This window comes from Aegicerativicinus sediminis (assembly GCF_015476115.1).
Taxonomy (GTDB): Bacteria; Bacteroidota; Bacteroidia; order Flavobacteriales; family Flavobacteriaceae; genus Aegicerativicinus; species Aegicerativicinus sediminis.
In genome coordinates, this window is the sequence record NZ_CP064295.1 from 2,173,867 (window position 1) to 2,194,273 (window position 20,407).

At 36.7% G+C, this 20,407-nt stretch carries 14 protein-coding genes; 8 read left to right on the top strand and 6 right to left on the bottom strand.

The genetic code is table 11. The annotated features are described in order from the left end of the window. Positions 1 to 27 precede the first annotated feature (27 nt). Genes ISU00_RS09410 through ISU00_RS09425 form a run of 4 tightly spaced genes read right to left on the bottom strand, consistent with a single transcriptional unit; the run spans position 28 to position 6,823 of the window. Entirely contained in the window at positions 28 to 2,424 is a 2,397-nt protein-coding gene (locus tag ISU00_RS09410; protein ID WP_228850404.1) for an ABC transporter permease, read from the bottom strand. Positions 2,425 to 2,457: 33 nt separating this feature from the next. Continuing rightward, positions 2,458 to 4,818 carry an ABC transporter permease gene (locus ISU00_RS09415; protein WP_228850405.1) on the bottom strand — a complete coding sequence of 787 codons (2,361 nt, stop codon included), beginning with the start codon at positions 4,816 to 4,818 and terminating at the stop codon, positions 2,458 to 2,460. Between the two features lie 36 nt (positions 4,819 to 4,854). Continuing rightward, positions 4,855 to 5,532 (bottom strand): ABC transporter ATP-binding protein, encoded by a 678-nt coding sequence (locus ISU00_RS09420; protein WP_228850406.1) that lies wholly within the window; start codon positions 5,530 to 5,532, stop codon positions 4,855 to 4,857. A 40-nt stretch (positions 5,533 to 5,572) separates the two neighbouring features. Then, positions 5,573 to 6,823 carry an efflux RND transporter periplasmic adaptor subunit gene (locus ISU00_RS09425; RefSeq protein WP_228850407.1) on the bottom strand — a complete coding sequence of 417 codons (1,251 nt, stop codon included), beginning with the start codon at positions 6,821 to 6,823 and terminating at the stop codon, positions 5,573 to 5,575. Positions 6,824 to 7,026: 203 nt separating this feature from the next. Between ISU00_RS09425 and ISU00_RS09430 the strand changes: the two genes are divergently transcribed. From ISU00_RS09430 to ISU00_RS09450, 5 genes are all read left to right on the top strand, one after another. Further along, entirely contained in the window at positions 7,027 to 8,370 is a 1,344-nt protein-coding gene (locus ISU00_RS09430; RefSeq protein ID WP_228850408.1) for a sigma-54-dependent transcriptional regulator, read from the top strand. Beyond that, positions 8,360 to 9,724 carry a sensor histidine kinase gene (locus ISU00_RS09435; protein ID WP_228850409.1) on the top strand — a complete coding sequence of 455 codons (1,365 nt, stop codon included), beginning with the start codon at positions 8,360 to 8,362 and terminating at the stop codon, positions 9,722 to 9,724. The genes ISU00_RS09430 and ISU00_RS09435 overlap by 11 nt, the downstream gene beginning before the upstream one ends. 77 nt (positions 9,725 to 9,801) lie before the next feature. Further along, positions 9,802 to 11,358, top strand: a complete 1,557-nt coding sequence (locus tag ISU00_RS09440; RefSeq protein WP_228850410.1) for a glycoside hydrolase family 32 protein — start codon at positions 9,802 to 9,804, stop codon at positions 11,356 to 11,358. After that, positions 11,348 to 12,694 (top strand): sugar porter family MFS transporter, encoded by a 1,347-nt coding sequence (locus tag ISU00_RS09445; RefSeq protein ID WP_228850411.1) that lies wholly within the window; start codon positions 11,348 to 11,350, stop codon positions 12,692 to 12,694. Before ISU00_RS09440 ends, ISU00_RS09445 begins: the two co-directional genes overlap by 11 nt. After that, the gene (locus ISU00_RS09450) at positions 12,687 to 13,580 is read left to right on the top strand and encodes a carbohydrate kinase family protein (RefSeq protein ID WP_228850412.1); all 894 of its coding nucleotides are present in this window, start codon (positions 12,687 to 12,689) and stop codon (positions 13,578 to 13,580) included. Before ISU00_RS09445 ends, ISU00_RS09450 begins: the two co-directional genes overlap by 8 nt. Here the strand turns inward: ISU00_RS09450 and ISU00_RS09455 are convergent. Together ISU00_RS09455 and ISU00_RS09460 are read right to left on the bottom strand one after the other, a co-directional pair. Beyond that, the gene (locus ISU00_RS09455; RefSeq protein WP_228850413.1) at positions 13,577 to 15,994 is read right to left on the bottom strand and encodes a glycoside hydrolase family 2 TIM barrel-domain containing protein; all 2,418 of its coding nucleotides are present in this window, start codon (positions 15,992 to 15,994) and stop codon (positions 13,577 to 13,579) included. The genes ISU00_RS09450 and ISU00_RS09455 overlap by 4 nt on opposite strands. Before the next feature lie 10 nt (positions 15,995 to 16,004). After that, a complete protein-coding gene (locus ISU00_RS09460; RefSeq protein WP_228850414.1) occupies positions 16,005 to 17,156 on the bottom strand; it encodes a glycoside hydrolase family 53 protein in 1,152 nt (383 codons plus the stop codon). Between the two features lie 82 nt (positions 17,157 to 17,238). Here ISU00_RS09460 and ISU00_RS09465 point away from each other — a divergent pair, with 82 nt between their 5' ends. The 3 genes from ISU00_RS09465 to ISU00_RS09475 are packed head-to-tail and all read left to right on the top strand — an operon-like array spanning position 17,239 to position 20,407. Then, the gene (locus ISU00_RS09465; RefSeq protein WP_228850415.1) at positions 17,239 to 18,237 is read left to right on the top strand and encodes a GntR family transcriptional regulator; all 999 of its coding nucleotides are present in this window, start codon (positions 17,239 to 17,241) and stop codon (positions 18,235 to 18,237) included. 1 nt (position 18,238) lies between these two features. Then, on the top strand, positions 18,239 to 19,384 hold the full coding sequence (gene galK / locus ISU00_RS09470; protein WP_228850416.1) for a galactokinase: 1,146 nt from the start codon (positions 18,239 to 18,241) through the stop codon (positions 19,382 to 19,384). 6 nt (positions 19,385 to 19,390) lie between these two features. Then, entirely contained in the window at positions 19,391 to 20,407 is a 1,017-nt protein-coding gene (locus ISU00_RS09475; protein WP_228850417.1) for a UDP-glucose--hexose-1-phosphate uridylyltransferase, read from the top strand.

A 20,407-nucleotide genomic window follows, 5' to 3' on the forward strand; every position in this document is an offset into this window, starting at 1 on the left:
TGATTGATTTTGATTGATAAAATAGCTTTACTCTGTTCTTAAACTTTTAACCGGATTTGCAGTGGCCGCTTTAATGGCCTGAAAGCTTACCGTAATAATTGTGATTAAAATTGCTCCGATAGCGGCAGAAAAAAATATAAACCAAGAAATATCGGTGCGGTAGGTGAATTTCTGAATCCAATTACTCATCAATAGATATGCAATAGGGAAAGAAACAAGGCAAGAAATCAACACTAAAAGCAAAAAATCTTTAGAAAGCATTAACCATAAATTTGAAACGGTTGCTCCAAGCACTTTTCTCACCCCAATTTCCTTGGTTCGCTGTTCTGCAACATATGAAGCTAATCCAAATAAACCTAGGAAACTAATAAGAATAGCCAGTACCGTGAAAATTGCAGCCAAATCTGCAACCCGTTCTTCCGCAGCAAATTTTTCACCGTATTCTTCGTCAACAAAATCATATTCAAATGGCAAATCGGGGAAGTGGGTTTTGTAAACCTTTTCTATAGTTTTAATGTTATCTGAAGCACTTTGATCCGGATTCAATTTAAGATTGTAATAACTGATGTTGTCATATTTGTCAAAGACATATAAGGTTTGTTTAATAGGCTCATATGGCGATTGCATAACAACATCCTTAACAATGCCGATAATTTTCATTGGTGGATCTGGATTTTCATCATCATCTCTAAGTAAAAGTCCGACCGGATTTTGAACACCCATATATTTTGCTGCGGTTTCATTTATTAGAATGGCATTAGAATCTGAGGCGAATTCTCTTGAAAAATCACGCCCTTCTACGATTTCCATACCTAATGATTTTACGTATTCCGGTTTTACTTCAACCCAGGCAAAATCCTCTTGGAAACCTGGCTCTTTGCCTTCCCAAACGTATCCAGCTCGGTTAGACCATACATTGGTGGTTGGGCTGCTAGATGCTGACATTTCAACTATGGCACCAGAGTTTAAAAACTCCGTCCGCATCAAATCATATTTACCAATAAAATCTCTACTCATTACAGGGATTTGTATAAGACCTGAGGTGTTGTAGCCCATTGGTCGATCCTTGGTGAAATTTATTTGTTTCATAATTACCAAGGTCCCGATTATTAGTGCTACAGAAATCGTGAATTGTGTCACTACCAATATTTTCCTAGGTAGCGCTGCCATTCTTCCAGTTTTGAAGGTTCCTTTAATCACCTTTACTGGTCTGAAGGATGATAAATAAAGTGCGGGATAACTTCCAGAAATTAGAGCGGTGAATAAAATAAATACAATAGAACCTATCCAAAAAATAGGGTCATTCCATGGGAAATCAATTTCTTTTCCTGTAATCTCATTAAACCCCTTTAGGGAAAGCAACACAAAAATAATGGTGAGTACATAAGCCAATACCACGGTAAGAAGAGATTCGCCCAGAAATTGTTTTATAATTTGGGTTCTGTTGGATCCTATTGTTTTTCTTATTCCAACTTCTAAAGCGCGTTTCTCAGATCTTGCAGTGCTTAGGTTCATAAAATTGATACAGGCTAACAAGAGCACAAACGCACCTATAAAAGAAAATAGCCAAACATATTCAATCCTTCCGCCAACCTGAACCCCATTTTCAAATTTGGATCTTAAATACCAATCTTCCATTGGTAATAGCATGAGTTGTGGATTAAATTCTGCGGTATCCTCATTGGCATTTTTCTTAACATTTCTAATTGCTTCCGAAGCCGCAGCCATATCCACTCCTTCCTTTAGTTTTACAAACAATTGAAAGGAGTTGTTCCCCCAATTATCTAATGCATTTTTAATCCACTCTTGGGAATTTGCATAATGCTTCCATGGAATTAGATAATCTAATTCATTGAAGCTGTTGTTTAAGGGAATATCCTCATAAATCGCAGTAACCATCATGTCATACTCCGAGTTTAATTTTACTATTTTACCAATAGGATCGGCCTTTCCAAATAATGCATTTGATGTCGATCTTGATAACATGATGGAGTTAGGTTCTTTTAAACCTTCGCTTGTACCTGCCATAATTTCCAATGAAAGCATATCAATGGCTCCTTCTTGCATGGCGCTACCGGCACGTGACAGTTTTTTATCACCGTATTCTAAATACCTCGAAAAATTCCAAGATGACATTACAACATGCTCAAAATAATTATCGAAATTATTCCTGATTGGCGCTTCCAATGGTCTGGGAATCGCATTGCCTGTGCCAATTTGACTGTTGAAGGTTTGACTCTGATAAACTTGGGCTATAGTATCTCGATTTTTAAAGTGGGAGTTGTAGTTTAACTCGCTGTTTACCCATAACCCAATTAATAAAGTTACAGCCATACCTATGGCTAGACCCACAATATTTATAATGGAAAAGACCTTGTTCTTCCAGAGGTTCCTCCAAGCTATTTTGAAATAATTTTTGATCATGATTGATTGATGAGGTTTTGATTGATGATGTCTTTATTCCGATCTTAAGTTTTTAACAGGGTTTGCAATAGCTGCTTTTATAGATTGATAACTTACTGTTATAAGAGCGATTATAATAGCTGTTAAACCAGCCAAAAGGAAGATCCACCAAGAGATGTCTATGCGGTATGCGAAGTTCTGTAGCCATTGATTCATGAAATACCAAGATATTGGTATGGCCAAGACGAAAGACACCATTACCAACTTTATAAATTCTTTAGAAAGTAAGGTTGTTATGTTGCCTACTGAAGCTCCCAATACCTTGCGGATTCCGATTTCTTTTACCCGGCTTTCTGCCATGTAACTTGCTAAACCAAATAATCCCAAGCACGAAATTATAATGGCCAGTACCGTGAATATAGAGGCTAGGTCGCTGGTTTTCTTTTGGTTATCGAATTTTTCTTGGTATTCCTCATCCACAAATTTGTAAGTAAAGGGATATTCGGGGTTGAATTTCTTAAAGATGGTTTCTGCTTTGGCAAGATTGTCCGCAACAGAGTTTTCCTTATTTAGTTTAAAATGAATAACATTAAACCAGCCCTTGGCACCCTCAATGGCCAATGGTTCAATTGGTTGGAATGGGGACTTTAAAACAAAGTCTTTAATGACTCCAATTACATGCCAATCTATATCATTATCCTTAACAATTTTGCCAATAGGGTCATCAAATTGCATTAGTTTAACGGCAGACTCATTAATAATCATAGCGGTTGAGTCTGCAGGGAAGGAATTCAAATCGAAATCACGTCCTGCTACTAACTCTAGTCCTGCGGTTTTTACAATCTTGTCATCCGCACAGAACCTATCAATAATTGTTCTGTTGTTAGGATCTTTACCTTGCCATTCAAACCCCCAACTGTTGCTCCAGCCTTGAGTAATGGGAGAACTGGTTTTAACTACAGATTCAGCAACACCTGAGGAAAGTAATTCATTTTTGATTAATGAATAGTTTTTTCTGGTATCGCCTTCCATCATTACATACACCAATCCATCCTTGGAGTAGCCCATTTGACGGTCTTGTGCATTTTTAAGCTGCCTGTTCACTATTATGGTGGCAATTATTAGGGAGATAGCAAAGGTGAATTGTAAGACAACTAACACTTTTCGCGGAGCGATTAGAGTGTTCACTTTCTTGAAGGTTCCCTTTAAAACAGAAACAGGTCTAAATGATGAAAGATACAAGGCAGGATAGCTTCCCGCTACAATTCCCGTAATAAGAAGAATGCTTAAACCGCTTAACCAAAACCATTTGTTTGTGAAATTTATGGATAGTTCTTTGCCTACAAGTTGATTAAAGCTTGGGAGAAAAATCGCGACTACCAATAAAGCAAATAATCCCGCAATAATGGTTATAAAAAAGGATTCACCCATAAATTGACTAATTAGCGATTGTTTTTGGGCGCCAACAACTTTTCTAATACCAACTTCTTTGGCTCTTTTTTCGCTTCGGGCGGTACTTAAATTCATGAAATTGATACATGCTATGAGTAATATAAATCCTGCGATTATGGTAAACATTCTAATTATGTCTATTCGGCCACCTGCCTCTTGACCATTTTCAAAATTGGAATAAAGATGTTTTCTAGTAAAGGGATGTAAAAATGTCTCCATATCTGGAGAATCCTTATCATACTTGCTCCTTAGGGTCTTTATTTTGTTATTAAAGGCCGTGGCATCAACGCCCTCTTTTAATAGCACATAAGTGGTAGTTGAATTGTTTCCCCAGTGATCATCGTCATATCCCAATTGCACCATATAGGCCCATGGAATCAGATATTCAAAATTGAAGGAGGAGTTTTTTGGAGGATTTTCCATTACTCCAGTAATTTTGAATTCATGCTCATTATCTACTTTCACCAATTCGCCTAATACATTTTCAGTACCGAATAAGGATTGGGCTAAAGATTGGGTTATAATAACGGAGTTTACGCCTTCTAAAGCAGTTTTAGGATCTCCTTTTATTAATTTGAAGCTAAACATGTCCAAGAATTCAGGGTCAACCATATGACCATCGGCATTTATTCTTTTTTCCTTAAAAGAAAACAATGCTGAATTAGGCCAATCTAAACGGGCTACCTTCTCAACTTCTTGATAATCATTTTTTATGGCCTGAGCCATAATTTTGGGAGTAGTATTCCATGCCCAGATTTCCCCGCTTACATTATAGCGATTGTAGGTCTCGAAAATCCGATCTTTTTTCTCGTGAAAGTTGTCGTAGCTAACTTCAAAACCTACCCATAATAAAATCAGCATAGTGGCGGCAAGGCCTATAGAAAGTCCGGCAATATTTAGGAAAGAAAAACCTTTATTTCTAATGATATTCCTCCAAGCGATTTTAAGATAATTCTTGAGCATGATGATTGAGATTAATTGATTGATGATGTTTGATTGTTAGACTAAAACATTTTCTGTAACCTTCTGTCCGTCTAACATTCTAATAATTCTATGGCTATACTTAGCATCATGTTCACTGTGTGTAACCATAATTATAGTAGTTCCCTGTTCGTTTAAATCTGTTAACATGTCCATCACTTCATTACCGTTTGAGCTATCTAAGTTCCCGGTTGGCTCATCTGCTAAAATCAGTTTAGGATTGTTGACCACTGCACGAGCCACTGCTACCCGTTGTTGTTGACCTCCTGAAAGTTGTTGTGGGAAGTGATTTCGACGGTGCATTATTTGCATTTTTTCCAGTACATGTTCAACACGTTCTTTGCGCTCCGCTGGTTTAACACCAGTGTAAATCAATGGAAGTTCAACATTTTCGTAAACGGTTAACTCGTCGATTAGGTTAAAGCTTTGAAACACAAACCCGATATTGTGTTTTCTCAAATTGGCGCGCTTTCTTTCATTGTAACCAGCCACTTCGGTTCCATTGAAAACAAAGCTACCACCATCTGGGTCATCTAACATGCCAAGGATATTCAACAGTGTGGATTTTCCACAACCTGAAGGTCCCATTACTGCTACGAATTCGCCTTCCTTTACATCAAAAGAAATTTTGTTTAAGGCAATTGTCCGCACTTCTTCTGTGCTGTAGTACTTCTCTAAGTCGGTAATCTTTATCATTTTAGTTCTATTAAAAAATATGTTCGTTTTTTGATTGATTTTAATTGATGATTAATTCGCCTACATCTCCATAATTGTCATAACTGGAGGTGATAACTTTATCCCCTGCTTCCAAGCCTTCTAATACTTCATAATACTCAGTGCTTTGGTTACCTAACGAGATATTTACTTTACGAGCAGAACTTCCACCCTGTGCAATTTTGAATATCCAATTACCGCCTGTTTCTTGGAAAAATCCACCTTTGGGGATTAACAATGCTTCTTTTTCCTCACTAAGGGCTAACCGAATTTGTAACGATTGTCCACGGCGAATTCCCTCGGGAGTCTCACCTTCAAATTCCATATCTACCTGAAACCTTCCGCTAGTAACTTGGGTGTATACTTTTTTGATAACCAGAGTGTGTGTTTTTCCTCCAAAAGGGAAGGTGCCTTTTTGCCCAGTATAAATCCTGGAAATATAATGTTCGTCTATATCCGCTCTTACTTTAAACCCGGTAAGAACATCTATTTGTCCAAGTCGTTCACCTTTAGTTTTAGATTCACCAATTTCAGCATCTAGAGATGTTAACTGTCCGTCTACTGGGGCCCGAACCACAAGATCATTCACTTTTCTTCGCATCAATTCTAATGCATTCTGTGTGCGGGCATAAGAACTTTCGATTTGATTTTGCTCTTGCTTTACCGAAATGGAATCTTGTTTCAAGATTTCATTAGCCAAAACCATTCGTTCCTTTTGGTAGTTATAATCATTTTCAGATTTAAGTAACTCTTGTTTACCGATAGCCTTTTTATCGTAAAGCCGTTTGTTTAATTCATAAACCCGTTTTGCTTCCACCAAACTGTTTTCAACATCCGTAAATTGGTTAAGTTTATTTATGGTATTTTGTCGTGCAGCATTTTGGGAGATCTGCATTTGTGTAAGTAGATTATAAACAGACGTTTCTTGGTTAACAAGGCTTAACTCTAAATCGGTATTCGACAAACGCAAAATAGGTTCTCCCTTTTTCATGACTGCACCATCCTCAACGAATTTCTCTTCAACACGACCTCCTTCTACAGCATCCAAATAAATTGTGGTTAAAGGAAGAACAATTCCATTTACAGGTATGTTTTCTTGGAATGGAGCTACCTGGGCGGTGCTGATGGTAATGCGGTCTTTTTCAACATTTAATTTTGAAGGACCACTAGTGGCTATCATTACGTAAACTATTAAAGCGACAATGGATGCACCAGCCGCAATCATCATTATTTTAGAGCGATTGAATCTTTTTTTCTCTAATGGGATGTCCATATATAAATTCTTTGCGGATTAAATTGGGAAAACTGTGCCAATCAGCTAATTAACTGTTTGTTAATGGATTGTACTTTTAATAAAGACTAGAAGTGTTCGGATTTGTTACATTAACTGTCCGATAATGACACACTTTTTTTTATTAGATAATCTAGTTGTTTAATTTTTTTGGAAGGTTGGCTAATTCCGTAATATTGTAATGCATGCAATTGAGTAAGGCTAACATATTGATTATCGATGATGACGAGGATGTATTGCTCGCCCTAAGACTATTGCTAAAATCACATGTTAAAAAGGTTCAAACAACTACAAACCCGAATCTTATTGAGGGACTTTTAATGGAGCAACAGTTCGACGTTTTAATCCTGGATATGAATTTCAATGGTTTGGTTCATACTGGTAACGAGGGTCTGTTCTGGTTAAATCGCATTAAACAAACCAATCCTAAAGTAGATGTTATTCTCATTACAGCTTATGGGGACATAGATTTGGCAATAAAATCTTTAAAGAAAGGGGCTTCAGATTTTGTGGTTAAGCCATGGAAAAATGAAAAGATGCTTCAAGCTATTAAGGATTTAGTTGAATCTAAAAAAAGCAGTACGCCCAAGCCGCTACAAGTCAATTCAAATCTTAAAATAATTGGTGATAGTGAGCCAATGCAGGCAATTTTCACTAAGATTAAAAAGGTAGCGCCAACTGATGCCAATGTCCTTATTTTAGGTGAAAATGGAACCGGGAAAGATTTAATCGCTCAGGCAATTCACGAAAATTCAAAAAGAAAGAACAAACCATTTATTAAGGTGGATGTGGGTTCTTTAACCGAAAGTTTATTTGAGAGTGAATTATTCGGTTATAAGAAAGGAGCTTTTACCGATGCCCGCCAAGACCGAATGGGTAGGTTTGAAGCTGCAAATGGAGGTACTATTTTTTTAGATGAAATCGGAAATATAAGTCCTAGACAACAAGCACGTTTGTTGACGGTTTTGCAAAACAGAATGGTTACTCCCTTAGGTTCTATTGAGCCTGTGAATCTAGACATTAGGCTTATTTGTGCAACTAATTTAGACATTAGTGAACTGGCTGATGAAAATCGGTTTCGAAGAGATTTAATATATCGTATTAATACAGTAGACTTTGTTATGCCTCCTCTTAGGGAAAGGGGAAATGATCTCACCTTATTGGCGCACTATTTTTCAGACGTGTATTCAGATAAATATTCCAAAGGGCCTTTTTCTTTCGGTGACGGATTTTTGAATAAACTGAAATCTCATTCCTTCCCAGGGAATGTAAGAGAGTTGCAGTATGTCATTGAAAGGGCTGTAATTATGTCTGAGGGGGATAAACTTACAAAGAATGATTTGGTGTTTTCATCAATAGAAAGTCTGAGCCAAAAATTTAAACCAGAAGAAACGAATTTGGAGGAACTGGAAAAGAATACCATTCTTGCCGTGATAGACAAGAATAATGGTAACATTTCCAAGTCTGCAAAGGAATTAGGACTTACCAGAGCCGCACTGTATAGAAGGTTGAACAAATATGATCTTTAGGAATTTTATTGTAGCCTTAGGTTGGCGGGTCTTATTATTAACCATTAGTGTTTTTGGTTTAACCTATGGTATACTTGAAAATCGAGTGTATTTTATAGTGACTGGTTCGCTTGTTTTTCTCTTTGCATTTTTCGGACTTTTTAGATTTATGCGTCGGTATTTTAGGGAAGTAAACGATTTTTTCGAAGCTGTAAAATATCGGGATTTTTCGACATGGTTTAGCGAAAATCACGGATCTAATGAGCGCAGACAACTACATCGAGGCTTTAATTTGATAAATAAGACCATTAAGCGCATCAATAGTGAGAGACAAGCCCAATACTTGTATTTGCAGAAGATTTTAGAAATGGTAGATGTGGGTATCATCGCATTCGAACAACGTTCTGGCGATGTTCTATGGGTGAATGAATCTTTCTTGAATCTGGTGGATTTCCCTCGCTTTAAAAACATCAGTTTTGTAAAGTCAAGAAGGGAGGAACAATACAATAGACTTTTTCTTGCCACCCATAACCAGGCAAACCCGATTACCTTAAATATTCGGGAAGAAACCATAAAAGTATTAGTGTCTGATTCTATTTTTAAGATTGATGATAGCTCCATTAAATTAATTGTGGTTCAAAATGTCGAGGCAACCCTGAATAAAACTGAGGACGAGGCTTGGAAAAAATTATTGAGTGTAATGACGCATGAAATTATGAATAGTATAGCCCCTATATCTTCTTTAGCGGATACCTTACACAATTCAATCGAAGCAAATATTGAACATCCAAAAGAGCAACATTTAGATTTAGAGGATATTAATTCGGGTATTCTTAGTATTAAAAAACGTAGTGAGGGTCTAATGAAATTTGCCCAAACTTATCGCAGCCTTAATAAAAAGACCCAATTAATTCTATCAGAAGTGAGTTCTAAAGAATTGTTCCAGAATATTGAATCTCTTATGGCTCCTACGCTTCAGCAAAAGGGTATTGCAACTAGTTTTAAGTCGCCTCAACCCGATATTCTATTCAATATTGATATTTATTTGATGGAGCAGGTGCTCATCAATTTAATTTTGAATGCAATGGAGTCTTTTGAAACGGTTGAAGACGCTAAAATTTCAATATCGGCTGAACGTCTTTCTACTGGAAATAATGTAATTAAGGTCTTCGATAATGGTAAGGGAATACCAAATGAAATCATTGAGAATATTTTTGTGCCATTCTTTAGTTCAAAGAAAACTGGAAGTGGTATTGGCCTGAGCCTCTGCAAACAGATTATGACACTTCATAATGGAAAAATCCAAGTTAAGAGTATAGTAGGTAAGGGCACTGTATTTAGATTAATCTTTAAACCGCACACGATTTCGTACTAAAATAAGGGCATTTTTAGGCTTGGTTGAAAATGTCTACAGCGATTTAATGTATCTTTAGATTTCACTAACTACTAATTATGCTTTATCGTTCATTGGCCATTTTCCTATGGCTTACAATCTTTTTATCCTGTAGGCAAGAGACAGGAAATATTGAGAGTTTAAAGGAGCCTTCCTTGGATTCCCTTGATTATAATGAAAAATTTCGCCCCCAATTTCATTTTTCTCCACCGACACATTGGATGAATGATCCTAATGGATTGGTTTACAATAATGGATACTATCATCTTTTCTACCAATATTATCCGGAAGATATCGTTTGGGGGCCAATGCATTGGGGTCATGCTCGAAGTAAGGATTTATTGCATTGGGAAAATAGGGCGATTGCATTATACCCTGATAGCCTCGGGTATATTTTCTCGGGCAGCGCGGTAGTAGATAAAACAAATTCGACCGGATTTGGAACGAATGAAAATCCACCTCTAGTGGCAATGTATACCTATCACCTAGATAAAGGAGCTAAAGCTGGCAGGCATGATTTTCAAACCCAAGGTATTGCCTATAGTTTAGACAATGGTGAAACTTGGACCAAATTTGAAGGTAATCCTGTAGTTCCAAATTCTGGCATCCATGATTTTAGAGATCCAAAGGTTTTTTGGCATGAAGAAATGCAAAAATGGGTTTTGATTTTGGTGGCTGGGGACCATGCGATATTTTATCAATCGGATAATTTAAAGAACTGGCAAGAAACAGGAAGATTTGGAAAAAATGCTGGGGCTCATGGCGGCGTATGGGAATGCCCTGATTTATTTAAACTGCCTGTTTCCAATTCGGATGAAGCGAAATGGGTTTTATTAATCAGCATAAATCCTGGAGGGCCAAATCAAGGAAGTGCTACCCAGTATTTCATCGGAGATTTTGATGGTAAAACCTTTACTCCAGAACATAATGATATTCGTTGGGTTGACTTTGGTAGGGATAATTATGCAGGCATAACCTATAACAATGAGCCAAATAATGAAAGAATTTTTATTGGATGGATGAGTAATTGGGATTATGGGCAGCAAACTCCCACCACAACTTGGAGAAGTTCAATGACGGTTCCACGTGAATTATCGCTCGAAAAAATAGGTGAACATGTATATTTGAAAAACTACCCTGTTTCTCAATTCCAAACATTAACTGCCGAAGAAAAAGTAGTGTTAACCTCGGTCCAAGACTCCATTATTTCTTTTGAGAGATCAGATTTTGAAGGTGTGGAAATTTCATTTCAATTAAATCTTGACGGCGATTCTGAAATTGCATTGGGAACTGAAAATTATAAAACCATCTTCGGTTTTAAAAAGGAAACGAATGAGTTTTATGTAGATAGAAGTAATTCAGGACAAATAGATTTTGCTGACAATTTTGCAAATCCGCTAATCACTTCTCCAAATATAACCGACAAGAATAATGTAAAGTTAAAAATTCTGGTAGATCGAGCTTCAATTGAACTATTTATCGATGGTGGTTTGGTGGTTTTAACAAATCAGGTATTCCCCAGTTCAATTTATGATCAGTTTTTTATTACCGAAGGCATTGATGCTATTGAAAATTTAAAAATCTCAACCATAAAATCTGTATGGCATGAAGAATAATTTATTTGTTTGGTCTATAACTGTTGCTCTGGCGGGCTTCTTATTCGGCTTCGATACGGTTGTTATTTCAGGAGCAAATCAGCCTATTAAAGAGCTTTGGAATACATCCCCAATTTTTCATGGAACTTTTATTATGTCGATGGCCCTTTGGGGAACCGTATTAGGCGCATTGCTTGGTCATATACCTTGTGATAAATTCGGAAGAAAGAAAACCTTGTTTTGGATTGGAATACTATACTTTGTATCGGCATTAGGCTCAGGTTTGGCTGCCGATCCTTATTCATTTTCGTTTTTTAGGTTTATTGGGGGTATTGGTGTTGGAGCATCATCTGTTGCGGCACCTGTTTACATATCCGAAATATCGAATCCACAATCACGAGGACGCTTGGTGGCGCTATATCAATTCAATATTGTATTCGGGATTTTTATAGCATTTATTTCTAATTACCTTTTGAAAGGTATTGGAGGGGCAAATGATTGGCGATTGATGTTGGGAGTGGAGGCTATCCCTGCTATTTTTTATACCCTTTTAGTTTTAAGGGTTCCAAGAAGTCCTAGATGGCTAGCTTTACGTAAAAAAGATGATGTAGCGGCCCTAGGTGTTCTTTCCCTAATTTATAGTCAAGAGGTAGCGAATGAAAAATTATCAGAGATAAAATTAGATTTAAAAGATACAACTAATACCGAGTCGCTGTTTAAACCAAAATATAGGAAAGTATTGTGGTTAGGATTTTTCATTGCTTTCTTCAATCAACTTTCTGGGATAAACTTCGTGCTATATTATGCGCCAGAAATCTTAGAACGTTCTGGATTGGTGGCCAAGGAATCCTTGTTAAGTTCCATTTCAATAGGAATAGTGAACTTGATATTTACATTTGTTGGTCTGCGACTGATTGATAGATTAGGGAGAAAACAACTTATGATTATTGGATCTCTTGGTTATATTGTCAGTTTGGCAATGGTAGGTTGGTGTTTTTATTCCGCAGCGAGTTCCACCCTTTTACTCATTTTTATATTAGTATTTATAGCTTCACATGCCGTGGGGCAAGGCGCGGTTATTTGGGTGTTCATATCAGAAATATTTCCAAATACAGTCAGGGCCTCTGGGCAATCATGGGGTACGGGTACACATTGGGTCTTTGCGGCGATTATAACTCTAATAACACCTTTGTTTTTAGATAAGAACGATGGGATATTTGGAGAGAATCCATGGCCGATATTTCTGTTTTTCGCAGGAATGATGGTTCTGCAATTAATTTGGGTTTTAACAAAAATGCCAGAAACTAAGGGTGTTTCACTTGAGGCATTAGAACGTCAATTGGTTAAAGATGAATAGAGGTTTTGATCTTGTTTGTTATGGAGAGGTTCTATGGGATGTTTTCCCCGATAAATCCGTAATTGGAGGAGCTCCACTAAATGTGGCTTTGAGGGCAAATTCATTTGGCTTAACAACGGCGATGATTAGCAGAGTTGGCAGTGATGATTTTGGTAGGGGTATTTTGAATTTTATGGAAGAACGCCAACTAAGCACCAAATTTATCCAAATTGATACTAAATTACCGACTGGCACCGTGAAGGTTTGGTTGGATAAAAATGGTACTGCTAGTTATAAAATAATGTTTCCTGTGGCTTGGGATGCTATAGAGTTTACTAATGAAAACAAACAGTTGGTGGGTGATAGCAAGGTTCTAGTATTCGGTAGCCTGATTTGTAGAAATGAAAAAAGTCGTGATACCCTTAATTCCTTATTGCCATATGCAAACTATAAAGTATTTGATGTTAACTTAAGGCCACCCGACTATGAACTACCTTTACTTGTAGAGTTGATGAAATCTTCAGATTTAGTGAAAATGAATTCTGAAGAATTAGATGAGATTTCAAAATTTTTAAACATAGACGAATCCGATGAACAATCTGTTTTGTTGAGCTTAAGCAGAATTACTTCAACTCCATCCATATGCATTACTAAAGGGGAGAAGGGAGCAATCCTTTTTCATGGGAATCAGTTTTATGAACAGGCTGGTTTCAAGGTGAAAGTGGCTGATACCGTAGGGGCAGGTGATTCGTTTTTGGCAACATTAATTTCAGAATTGATTATTTTTCAGAATAGCTCTAAAAATTCACTTGAAAAAGCCTGTGCAATAGGTTCTTTGGTTGCATCGAAATCTGGAGCAACTCCTCAATTAACTCTACAAGAAATAGCCTTATTGATTAATAATTAGTTGAGGGTTAGATTAATGGTAGTAGATTTTAATCCAGTTGCACTGATTTTAACTTGCCCATTTCCTTTGCTTCCTTTAGTGCCAATTATCACTACCGCCTTTCCATTAAACAATTTCACCTTGTTAGATTGAAATGGATCAAAGGATTGCGGATTGCCATTGCCAACCCCTACAATATAAATGGGTCCATTAACTTCAATGGTAATTTCATGAGTCGCAAGCGGGTGGGGTGCTCCCTTTGAGTCTGTTGCTTCAATTGTTAGGAAACTTAAATCTTCACCATCAGCTTTAATTGTGGATTTGTCCGCCAATACGCTTAAGCTTTCTGCTTCAGAAACAGTTTCAAGGGTTTCAGTCCCTATCAGGTTTTGATTTTTAAAAACATTTACTTTCAGGCTTCCTGGTTGGTATACTACGTCCTTCCACATTAATCTAAATCGTTCGATTGAATTGTTTGAATTTGGTTTTTTGCATTGTTTACCCAAACTTTTTCCATTGAGAAATAGTTCCCCGCAATCTCCATTAGTATAAACAAAAACAGGAGTTTTTTGTCCAATTCTATTTGGCCAATTCCAATGGGGAAGAATATGGATCGTTGTCTCTGATGGATTCCAATAGGACTTATATAGGTAATAGCGGTCCTTGGGCAATCCGACCAAATCAACAATTCCGAAATAGGAACTTCTGGAAGCTTCTTTATCAGAGTATCCAATTTCATTTACATATTTATTATTATATGGTGTAGGTTCGCCTAAATAGTCAAAACCTGTCCAAACAAACTCTCCAGCTATATAAGGTTCATCTTGTTGCCACATAAAATCATCATCTGCCAATTCAGCCCATTCGGGAGCATTTAAATCATATGAACTTATTTGCAAGGATTTTGTAAAATCAGTTTTGTCTTCAGGGAGGGGAAATTCATAAAATCCTCTTGTAGAAACTGTAGAAGCAGATTCACTAATAATAACTGACTTATTAGGCTCAAGCTGTCGAGCCAATCGGTAGCGCCTACCATAATTCCATGCATGTACATCGTAATAATCAAAATGCCTGAGTTCGGCACTTTTTAAATTATCACAAACCAATGTTATATCTCGGGAAGCATCATATTTATTCACATAATTTACCATGGTATGCAATCTTTTAAAGCCGTTGTTTATATTCCATTGCACATCACCGATTTCATTGCCAACGCTCCATAAAAATACGGATGGGTGATTTCGGTCTCGTTCTATAAAATTTTTGATATTCCTATGAGCAAAACTGTCGAAGTCTGTACTGTCAAGAATATCCGCTTTGCCATCGTATTTATCAAAAATCTCATTGAAAACCAAAAGTCCCATTTCATCACAAAGTTCCAATAGCTCTGGAGCGGCCACATTATGACTGGTTCTAATGGCGTTTGCACCCATATCTTTCATTATTTCTAACTGTCGCTGCATGGCTCGTTTGTTGAATGCCATTCCCAAGGGCCCTAAATCGCTATGAAGGTTAACCCCTTTTAATTGTACTCGTCTATTGTTTAAATGAAAACCATCGTCAGCAGTAAATTTTATGGATCGAACCCCAAAATTTGTGGTATCTGAGTCAATTAATGTTCCTCCTTCAAAAACATCTGTGACCATTTTGTATAAATAAGGGTTGTTGGTATCCCATAATATTGGTTCATTAAGTAGAATGCTTGTTTCAAAATCGCTACTACTTTTTTTAGTTTTCTTAATTGCTGAATTTGAGACAATCGATACCCCGTCCTTAGTTAATATCGAATGTTTAACTTCTAAACTGTCATTAGTGCTTTTTTGAATTTCTATTTCAGAAATCGTTCGAATCTCTGCATAATTAGGTTTTATGATTGGGGTGGTGATTTGATTTCCCCAAATTTTGGTGTGTATGGGATTTGTGGCTAATAAGGTCACTTTTCTGTAAATACCTCCGCCAGGGTACCATCGGCTGTCATGTTTTCTTGTATCTGCGTGAATTGCAATAAGGTTTTTTTCGCCGATCTTAATAAATGGAGTGATGTCTAAATAAAATGAATTGTAGCCGTAGTCCCATTTACCAGCAAATTCACCATTAACAAAAACTTCCGGAAATGCCATGACGCCATCAAACACTAGGAAAATTCGTTTGCCCCTATAAGACGCATCTAACATCAAATGTTTCCTATACCAGCCTTCTGCTTTCCAAGGAAGTTTTCCAGTGTCTCCATTTCCATTAAGTTCGAATGATTCACCAATTGCCCAGTCATGCGGTACTTTTACCGTTTCCCAGTCGCCATCATTTATAGTTGGTGAATATCCATTTGAAACTTCCCCCTTTTGGAATTTCCAATCATTCAAAACAGTTGATATTCTTGTTTGCGATTGAAGGTTGGAAAAGGAAACAAGAAAAATTAATATAACTAGATTTCGCATTATAAAGAGTTTAATTATCATTTGTTGGAGATAGAAATTCCATTCCTAAGGTTGGTATGTTGTTATGGTCAAATAAAGTGGCATTGTCCCAATGAGACCCTTGACCCCATAAGGTAAAGCAGTCGGTAGAAACCCAAGCAGGTTCCCAATAAACCAAACCATGACCACCTGCATTTTTTATTACTTCCAATAATTGCATTAAATAATCTTTTTGTCCTTGTTGGCTGGCCGGATACTCATTAATTAGGGCATCTTGCCCCAAAATATTGTTAGCCGCATCAATGTTTTCAAGTGTGTACGGGTATGCAGTTTCTACAATCATCAATTTTTTGTTGTAATTGGAAATAAGTGATGTTAGAGCTGGGCCAAGTTGGTTCAAATTGTAATCAGACCAACCAGGATAATAGGAAATTCCTATCCAATCGAAATCTGTGACCTGTGCAGTTTTGGCTTGTTGAAACCACCATACTGCATTTTCTGGTTGGGCAATATGCAGCATTATTTCAATTTCCGAATTATGTTGTTCAGAAAAATCCCTGACCGCATTTATACCCTCGTTGAGAAGAAATGCGTTTCTTTCCCAATCAATGGGCCATTGAGGGTTGCCGTCTTGCAGAATCATGGCATTAATTTCGTTACCGATTTGGACCATATTTGGCAATAAATTCTCGTTTCCTAACTCGTTAAGAGTTTCGAATATATAATTGTATAAAGGTTGGCCAAGTTCTGGGGTGTTATTGATTGCATATTCCCAGGTTTTTGGTATTTGTTGTTGTGAGGGGTCTGCCCACTTATCGGACAAATGAAAATCCAGTAAAACAGGCATATTTAAGTTCTTGGCCCTTCCGATAGATTTTTTTACGTCCTCTAAATTTGAATACGAGGTCCAATCTGGGGTATGCCATAAACGGAGTCGAATCAAATTACTACCTGCGTTTTTAAAAATCCTGTAAGGGTCTTGCTGATTATTGTCGGAATTATAATAAACGGCGCCGCAATCTTCCATTTCATTAATATATGACAGATCTACACCTCGTATAAAATCGCTTTGAGAATCGATAGGTGGTGGGGTGATTTCTCCAGAAGAACTGTTGCTGGTGTCACTAGAACAGGAGTTAATTAAGGCAGTAGCGCTAAGCAGAAATATTAGTATACGAATCATAAAAATTTAGTTATTCAAAATTAATAAAAACTAATAAAAACCTACCAGTACCTACCAGTTTATTTTTTTATATATTTGTCGTATGAAACATATCTATGTTGAAAACCAAGCCGGTCAACCGAAATATAAGCAGATTGTAAAATCTATAGAAGAAAGCTTGTTGAATGGTAGCCTACGGAAAGGGGACAAATTACCCTCAATTAACGAGGTTAGGGATAGGTTTTCTCTTTCCAGGGATACGGTTTTGATGGCATTCAATGAATTAAAAATGCGTGGAATTATCGAATCGTTCTCTGGTAAAGGATATTATGTAAGAAGTTTGGATACTGATATTTCCCAAAAAATATTTGTTCTCTTTGATGAGCTTAATGCATTTAAGGAAGATTTGTACAATGCATTTTTGAAAAGTTTTTCTAGGGATGTGGAAGTGGATATTTATTTCCACCATTTTAATATCAAGGTCTTTGAAAAGTTAATTAATGAAAGTATCGGCAATTACCATTATTATGTCATTATGCCGGCTAATCTTAAAGAAACATGTGAGATCATTAGAAATCTCCCTAACGATCGGGTTTATATTTTAGATCAATTTCCTGAGGAATTAAAAGTTTATCCTTCTGTTTTTCAAGATTTTGAAAATGATACTTTTAATAGTTTGAGTCAATTGCATGTCAGACTAAAAAAATACTCTCAACTACATTTAATATTTTCGGAAGAAAAGCAACCACAAGGTATGCTAAGGGGATTTAAGAAATTTGAAAATTATACAGACATACCACTTCATATACATTATTCTACAGAGGACGTAAGTGTAAAGTCAGGACATGCCTATCTGGTTATTGATGATAGGGATTTGTTTAAACTATTGAAATTAGCCAAAGATTCAGGGTTGAAAATTGGTAAGGAGATTGGCATTATTTCTTATAACGATACTCTTTATAAAGAACTTATTGAAGGTGGAATAACAACAATCACAACCGATTTTTCTGAAATGGGCAAAACTCTTGCCCATATGATAAAATCAAATTCAAAAGAGAAAGTAATTAATCCAAATACTCTAAAAATTAGAAATTCATTGTAATATGAATAACGAGTTAATTAGTGCAATACAAGCCGCATTTAAGATGCGTTTCGGGGAACCTGAAGTAACGGTGGTTTCTCCAGGACGTATTAATTTAATTGGTGAACATACAGATTACAATGATGGTTTTGTCTTTCCGGCTGCAATTGATAAATCTATTATTGCCGTATTTGCAAAATCCACTGATTCGGTTTCCATGATTTATGCTTATGATCCAAAAGAAAGTCATGCTTTCAGTTTGGATGACGTAAAAAGGATTCCTAATGGTGGATGGCGAAATTATGTGGTTGGGGTTGTTGGGGAAATTCAGAAGCTAGGTAAAGAGGTGCCGCCATTTAATGCGGTATTTGGTGGCGATATCCCTGCCGGTTCTGGAATGTCCTCCAGTGCCGCTTTAGAGAATAGTATTGTTTTTGGATTGAACGAGCTTTTTGGTTTGGGTTTGTCTAAAGTGGAAATGATTAATGTTTCTCAAAAAGCTGAACATAATTATGTAGGTGTGCGTTGTGGTATTATGGACCAATTTGCAAGTATGTTCGGTGAACAGGATCACGCTTTATTTTTAGACTGTCGTTCATTAGATTTTAAAGCTTATCAGGTTGATTTTGGTGAATACGGGTTGTTGCTAATCAATAGTAACGTTCATCATAATTTAGCTGAAAATGCTTATAACGAAAGGAGAAATAGCTGTGAGACAGTTGCTGAAATTTTGAATGTTAGTGCCTTAAGAGACGCCGACTTAGAAATGTTGAACGCTAAAAAAGCCCAAATGTCCGATACAGATTTTCTAAAGGCAAAATACATAATTGAGGAAAATAATAGGGTTGAGAGAGCGGTTGATTATCTCAATAATCAAAAGATTGAAGGATTTGGTGAGTTGTTGTTTGAAGCCCATGTAGGGATGAAAGATGAGTTTGAAATTAGCTGTGCTGAATTGGATTTTCTGGTTGAATTGGCAAAAGAGTTTCCTGGGGTAATTGGTGCTCGCCTAATGGGCGGTGGCTTCGGTGGCTGTACAATTAATTTGGTTGACAAGGAACAGATGGATGATTTTATCGAGTTGGTTGAGGAAAAATATAAAGCCAAGTTCAATAGGGAATGTAGCCCTTATAGAGTGAATTTGTCGAGAGGTACATACAGAATATAATAAATTATGGAAACAGAATTAAAAGAGTTTTCGCATAAACGTTTTAATCCATTAACTGGAGAATGGGTCTTGGTTTCTCCACATAGGTCCAAACGACCTTGGCAAGGTCAACAGGAGGAAACAAATACCGAAACGCGACCTTCACATGATCCTTCATGTTATTTATGTGCGGGTAACACTAGAGCTAACGGTGAAAAAAATCCAGATTACAAAGAGACCTTTGTTTTTGTCAATGACTTTTCAGCACTACAAGAAAATACTCCAAGTTTCAAAGTGGAGGAAGGTTTGTTTAAAGCGGAAAGTGAATCGGGTATATGCAAAGTGGTTTGTTTTAGTCCTGATCACTCCAAAAGTTTGGCCGACATGCAAATAACTGCGATTGAAAAGGTTGTAAAGCTCTGGCAGCAAGAATTCAGAGACTTGGGAAGCAATCCAAAAATTAACTATGTTCAAATATTTGAAAATAAAGGATCTATAATGGGTTGTAGTAATCCTCATCCACATGGACAAATTTGGAGTCAAAATACGCTGCCTAATGAAGTTGTTAAAAAGGATAACAATCAAAAAACTTATTTTGCAAGTAAGGGTGTTTCTCTCCTAACCGATTATTTAAATCAAGAATTAAGGGAAAATGAAAGGATTATCTATCAAAATGAAAATTTTGTGATTCTAATTCCCTTTTGGGCGGTATGGCCCTATGAAACTATGATTATCCCAAAAACCCATCAAGTAGATATTTTAAGTTTGGACTCTAAACAAACAACTGATTTTGCGCATGCCATCTCTGTAATTACAGGTAAATATGATCGATTGTTTAATACATCTTTTCCATATTCAAGCGGTATTCATCAAGCACCCACAAATGGTTTGAATAACGATCATTGGCATTGGCATATGTCATTTTATCCGCCATTATTGCGCAGTGCAACCGTTAAAAAATTTATGGTTGGTTACGAAATGTTTGCAAGTCCTCAAAGAGACATTACGGCGGAATCAGCGGCTGCCATTTTAAAGGATTTATGA

Excerpts from the sequence above, each read along its gene's own strand:
- ISU00_RS09410 (WP_228850404.1), bottom strand. The coding sequence starts at position 2,424 with ATGATCAAAAATTATTTCAAAATAGCTTGGAGGAACCTCTGGAAGAAC.
- ISU00_RS09415 (WP_228850405.1), bottom strand. The coding sequence starts at position 4,818 with ATGCTCAAGAATTATCTTAAAATCGCTTGGAGGAATATCATTAGAAAT.
- ISU00_RS09420 (WP_228850406.1), bottom strand. The coding sequence starts at position 5,532 with ATGATAAAGATTACCGACTTAGAGAAGTACTACAGCACAGAAGAAGTG.
- ISU00_RS09425 (WP_228850407.1), bottom strand. The coding sequence starts at position 6,823 with ATGGACATCCCATTAGAGAAAAAAAGATTCAATCGCTCTAAAATAATG.
- ISU00_RS09430 (WP_228850408.1), top strand. The coding sequence starts at position 7,027 with ATGCAATTGAGTAAGGCTAACATATTGATTATCGATGATGACGAGGAT.
- ISU00_RS09435 (WP_228850409.1), top strand. The coding sequence starts at position 8,360 with ATGATCTTTAGGAATTTTATTGTAGCCTTAGGTTGGCGGGTCTTATTA.
- ISU00_RS09440 (WP_228850410.1), top strand. The coding sequence starts at position 9,802 with ATGCTTTATCGTTCATTGGCCATTTTCCTATGGCTTACAATCTTTTTA.
- ISU00_RS09445 (WP_228850411.1), top strand. The coding sequence starts at position 11,348 with ATGAAGAATAATTTATTTGTTTGGTCTATAACTGTTGCTCTGGCGGGC.
- ISU00_RS09450 (WP_228850412.1), top strand. The coding sequence starts at position 12,687 with ATGAATAGAGGTTTTGATCTTGTTTGTTATGGAGAGGTTCTATGGGAT.
- ISU00_RS09455 (WP_228850413.1), bottom strand. The coding sequence starts at position 15,994 with ATGCGAAATCTAGTTATATTAATTTTTCTTGTTTCCTTTTCCAACCTT.
- ISU00_RS09460 (WP_228850414.1), bottom strand. The coding sequence starts at position 17,156 with ATGATTCGTATACTAATATTTCTGCTTAGCGCTACTGCCTTAATTAAC.
- ISU00_RS09465 (WP_228850415.1), top strand. The coding sequence starts at position 17,239 with ATGAAACATATCTATGTTGAAAACCAAGCCGGTCAACCGAAATATAAG.
- galK (WP_228850416.1), top strand. The coding sequence starts at position 18,239 with ATGAATAACGAGTTAATTAGTGCAATACAAGCCGCATTTAAGATGCGT.
- ISU00_RS09475 (WP_228850417.1), top strand. The coding sequence starts at position 19,391 with ATGGAAACAGAATTAAAAGAGTTTTCGCATAAACGTTTTAATCCATTA.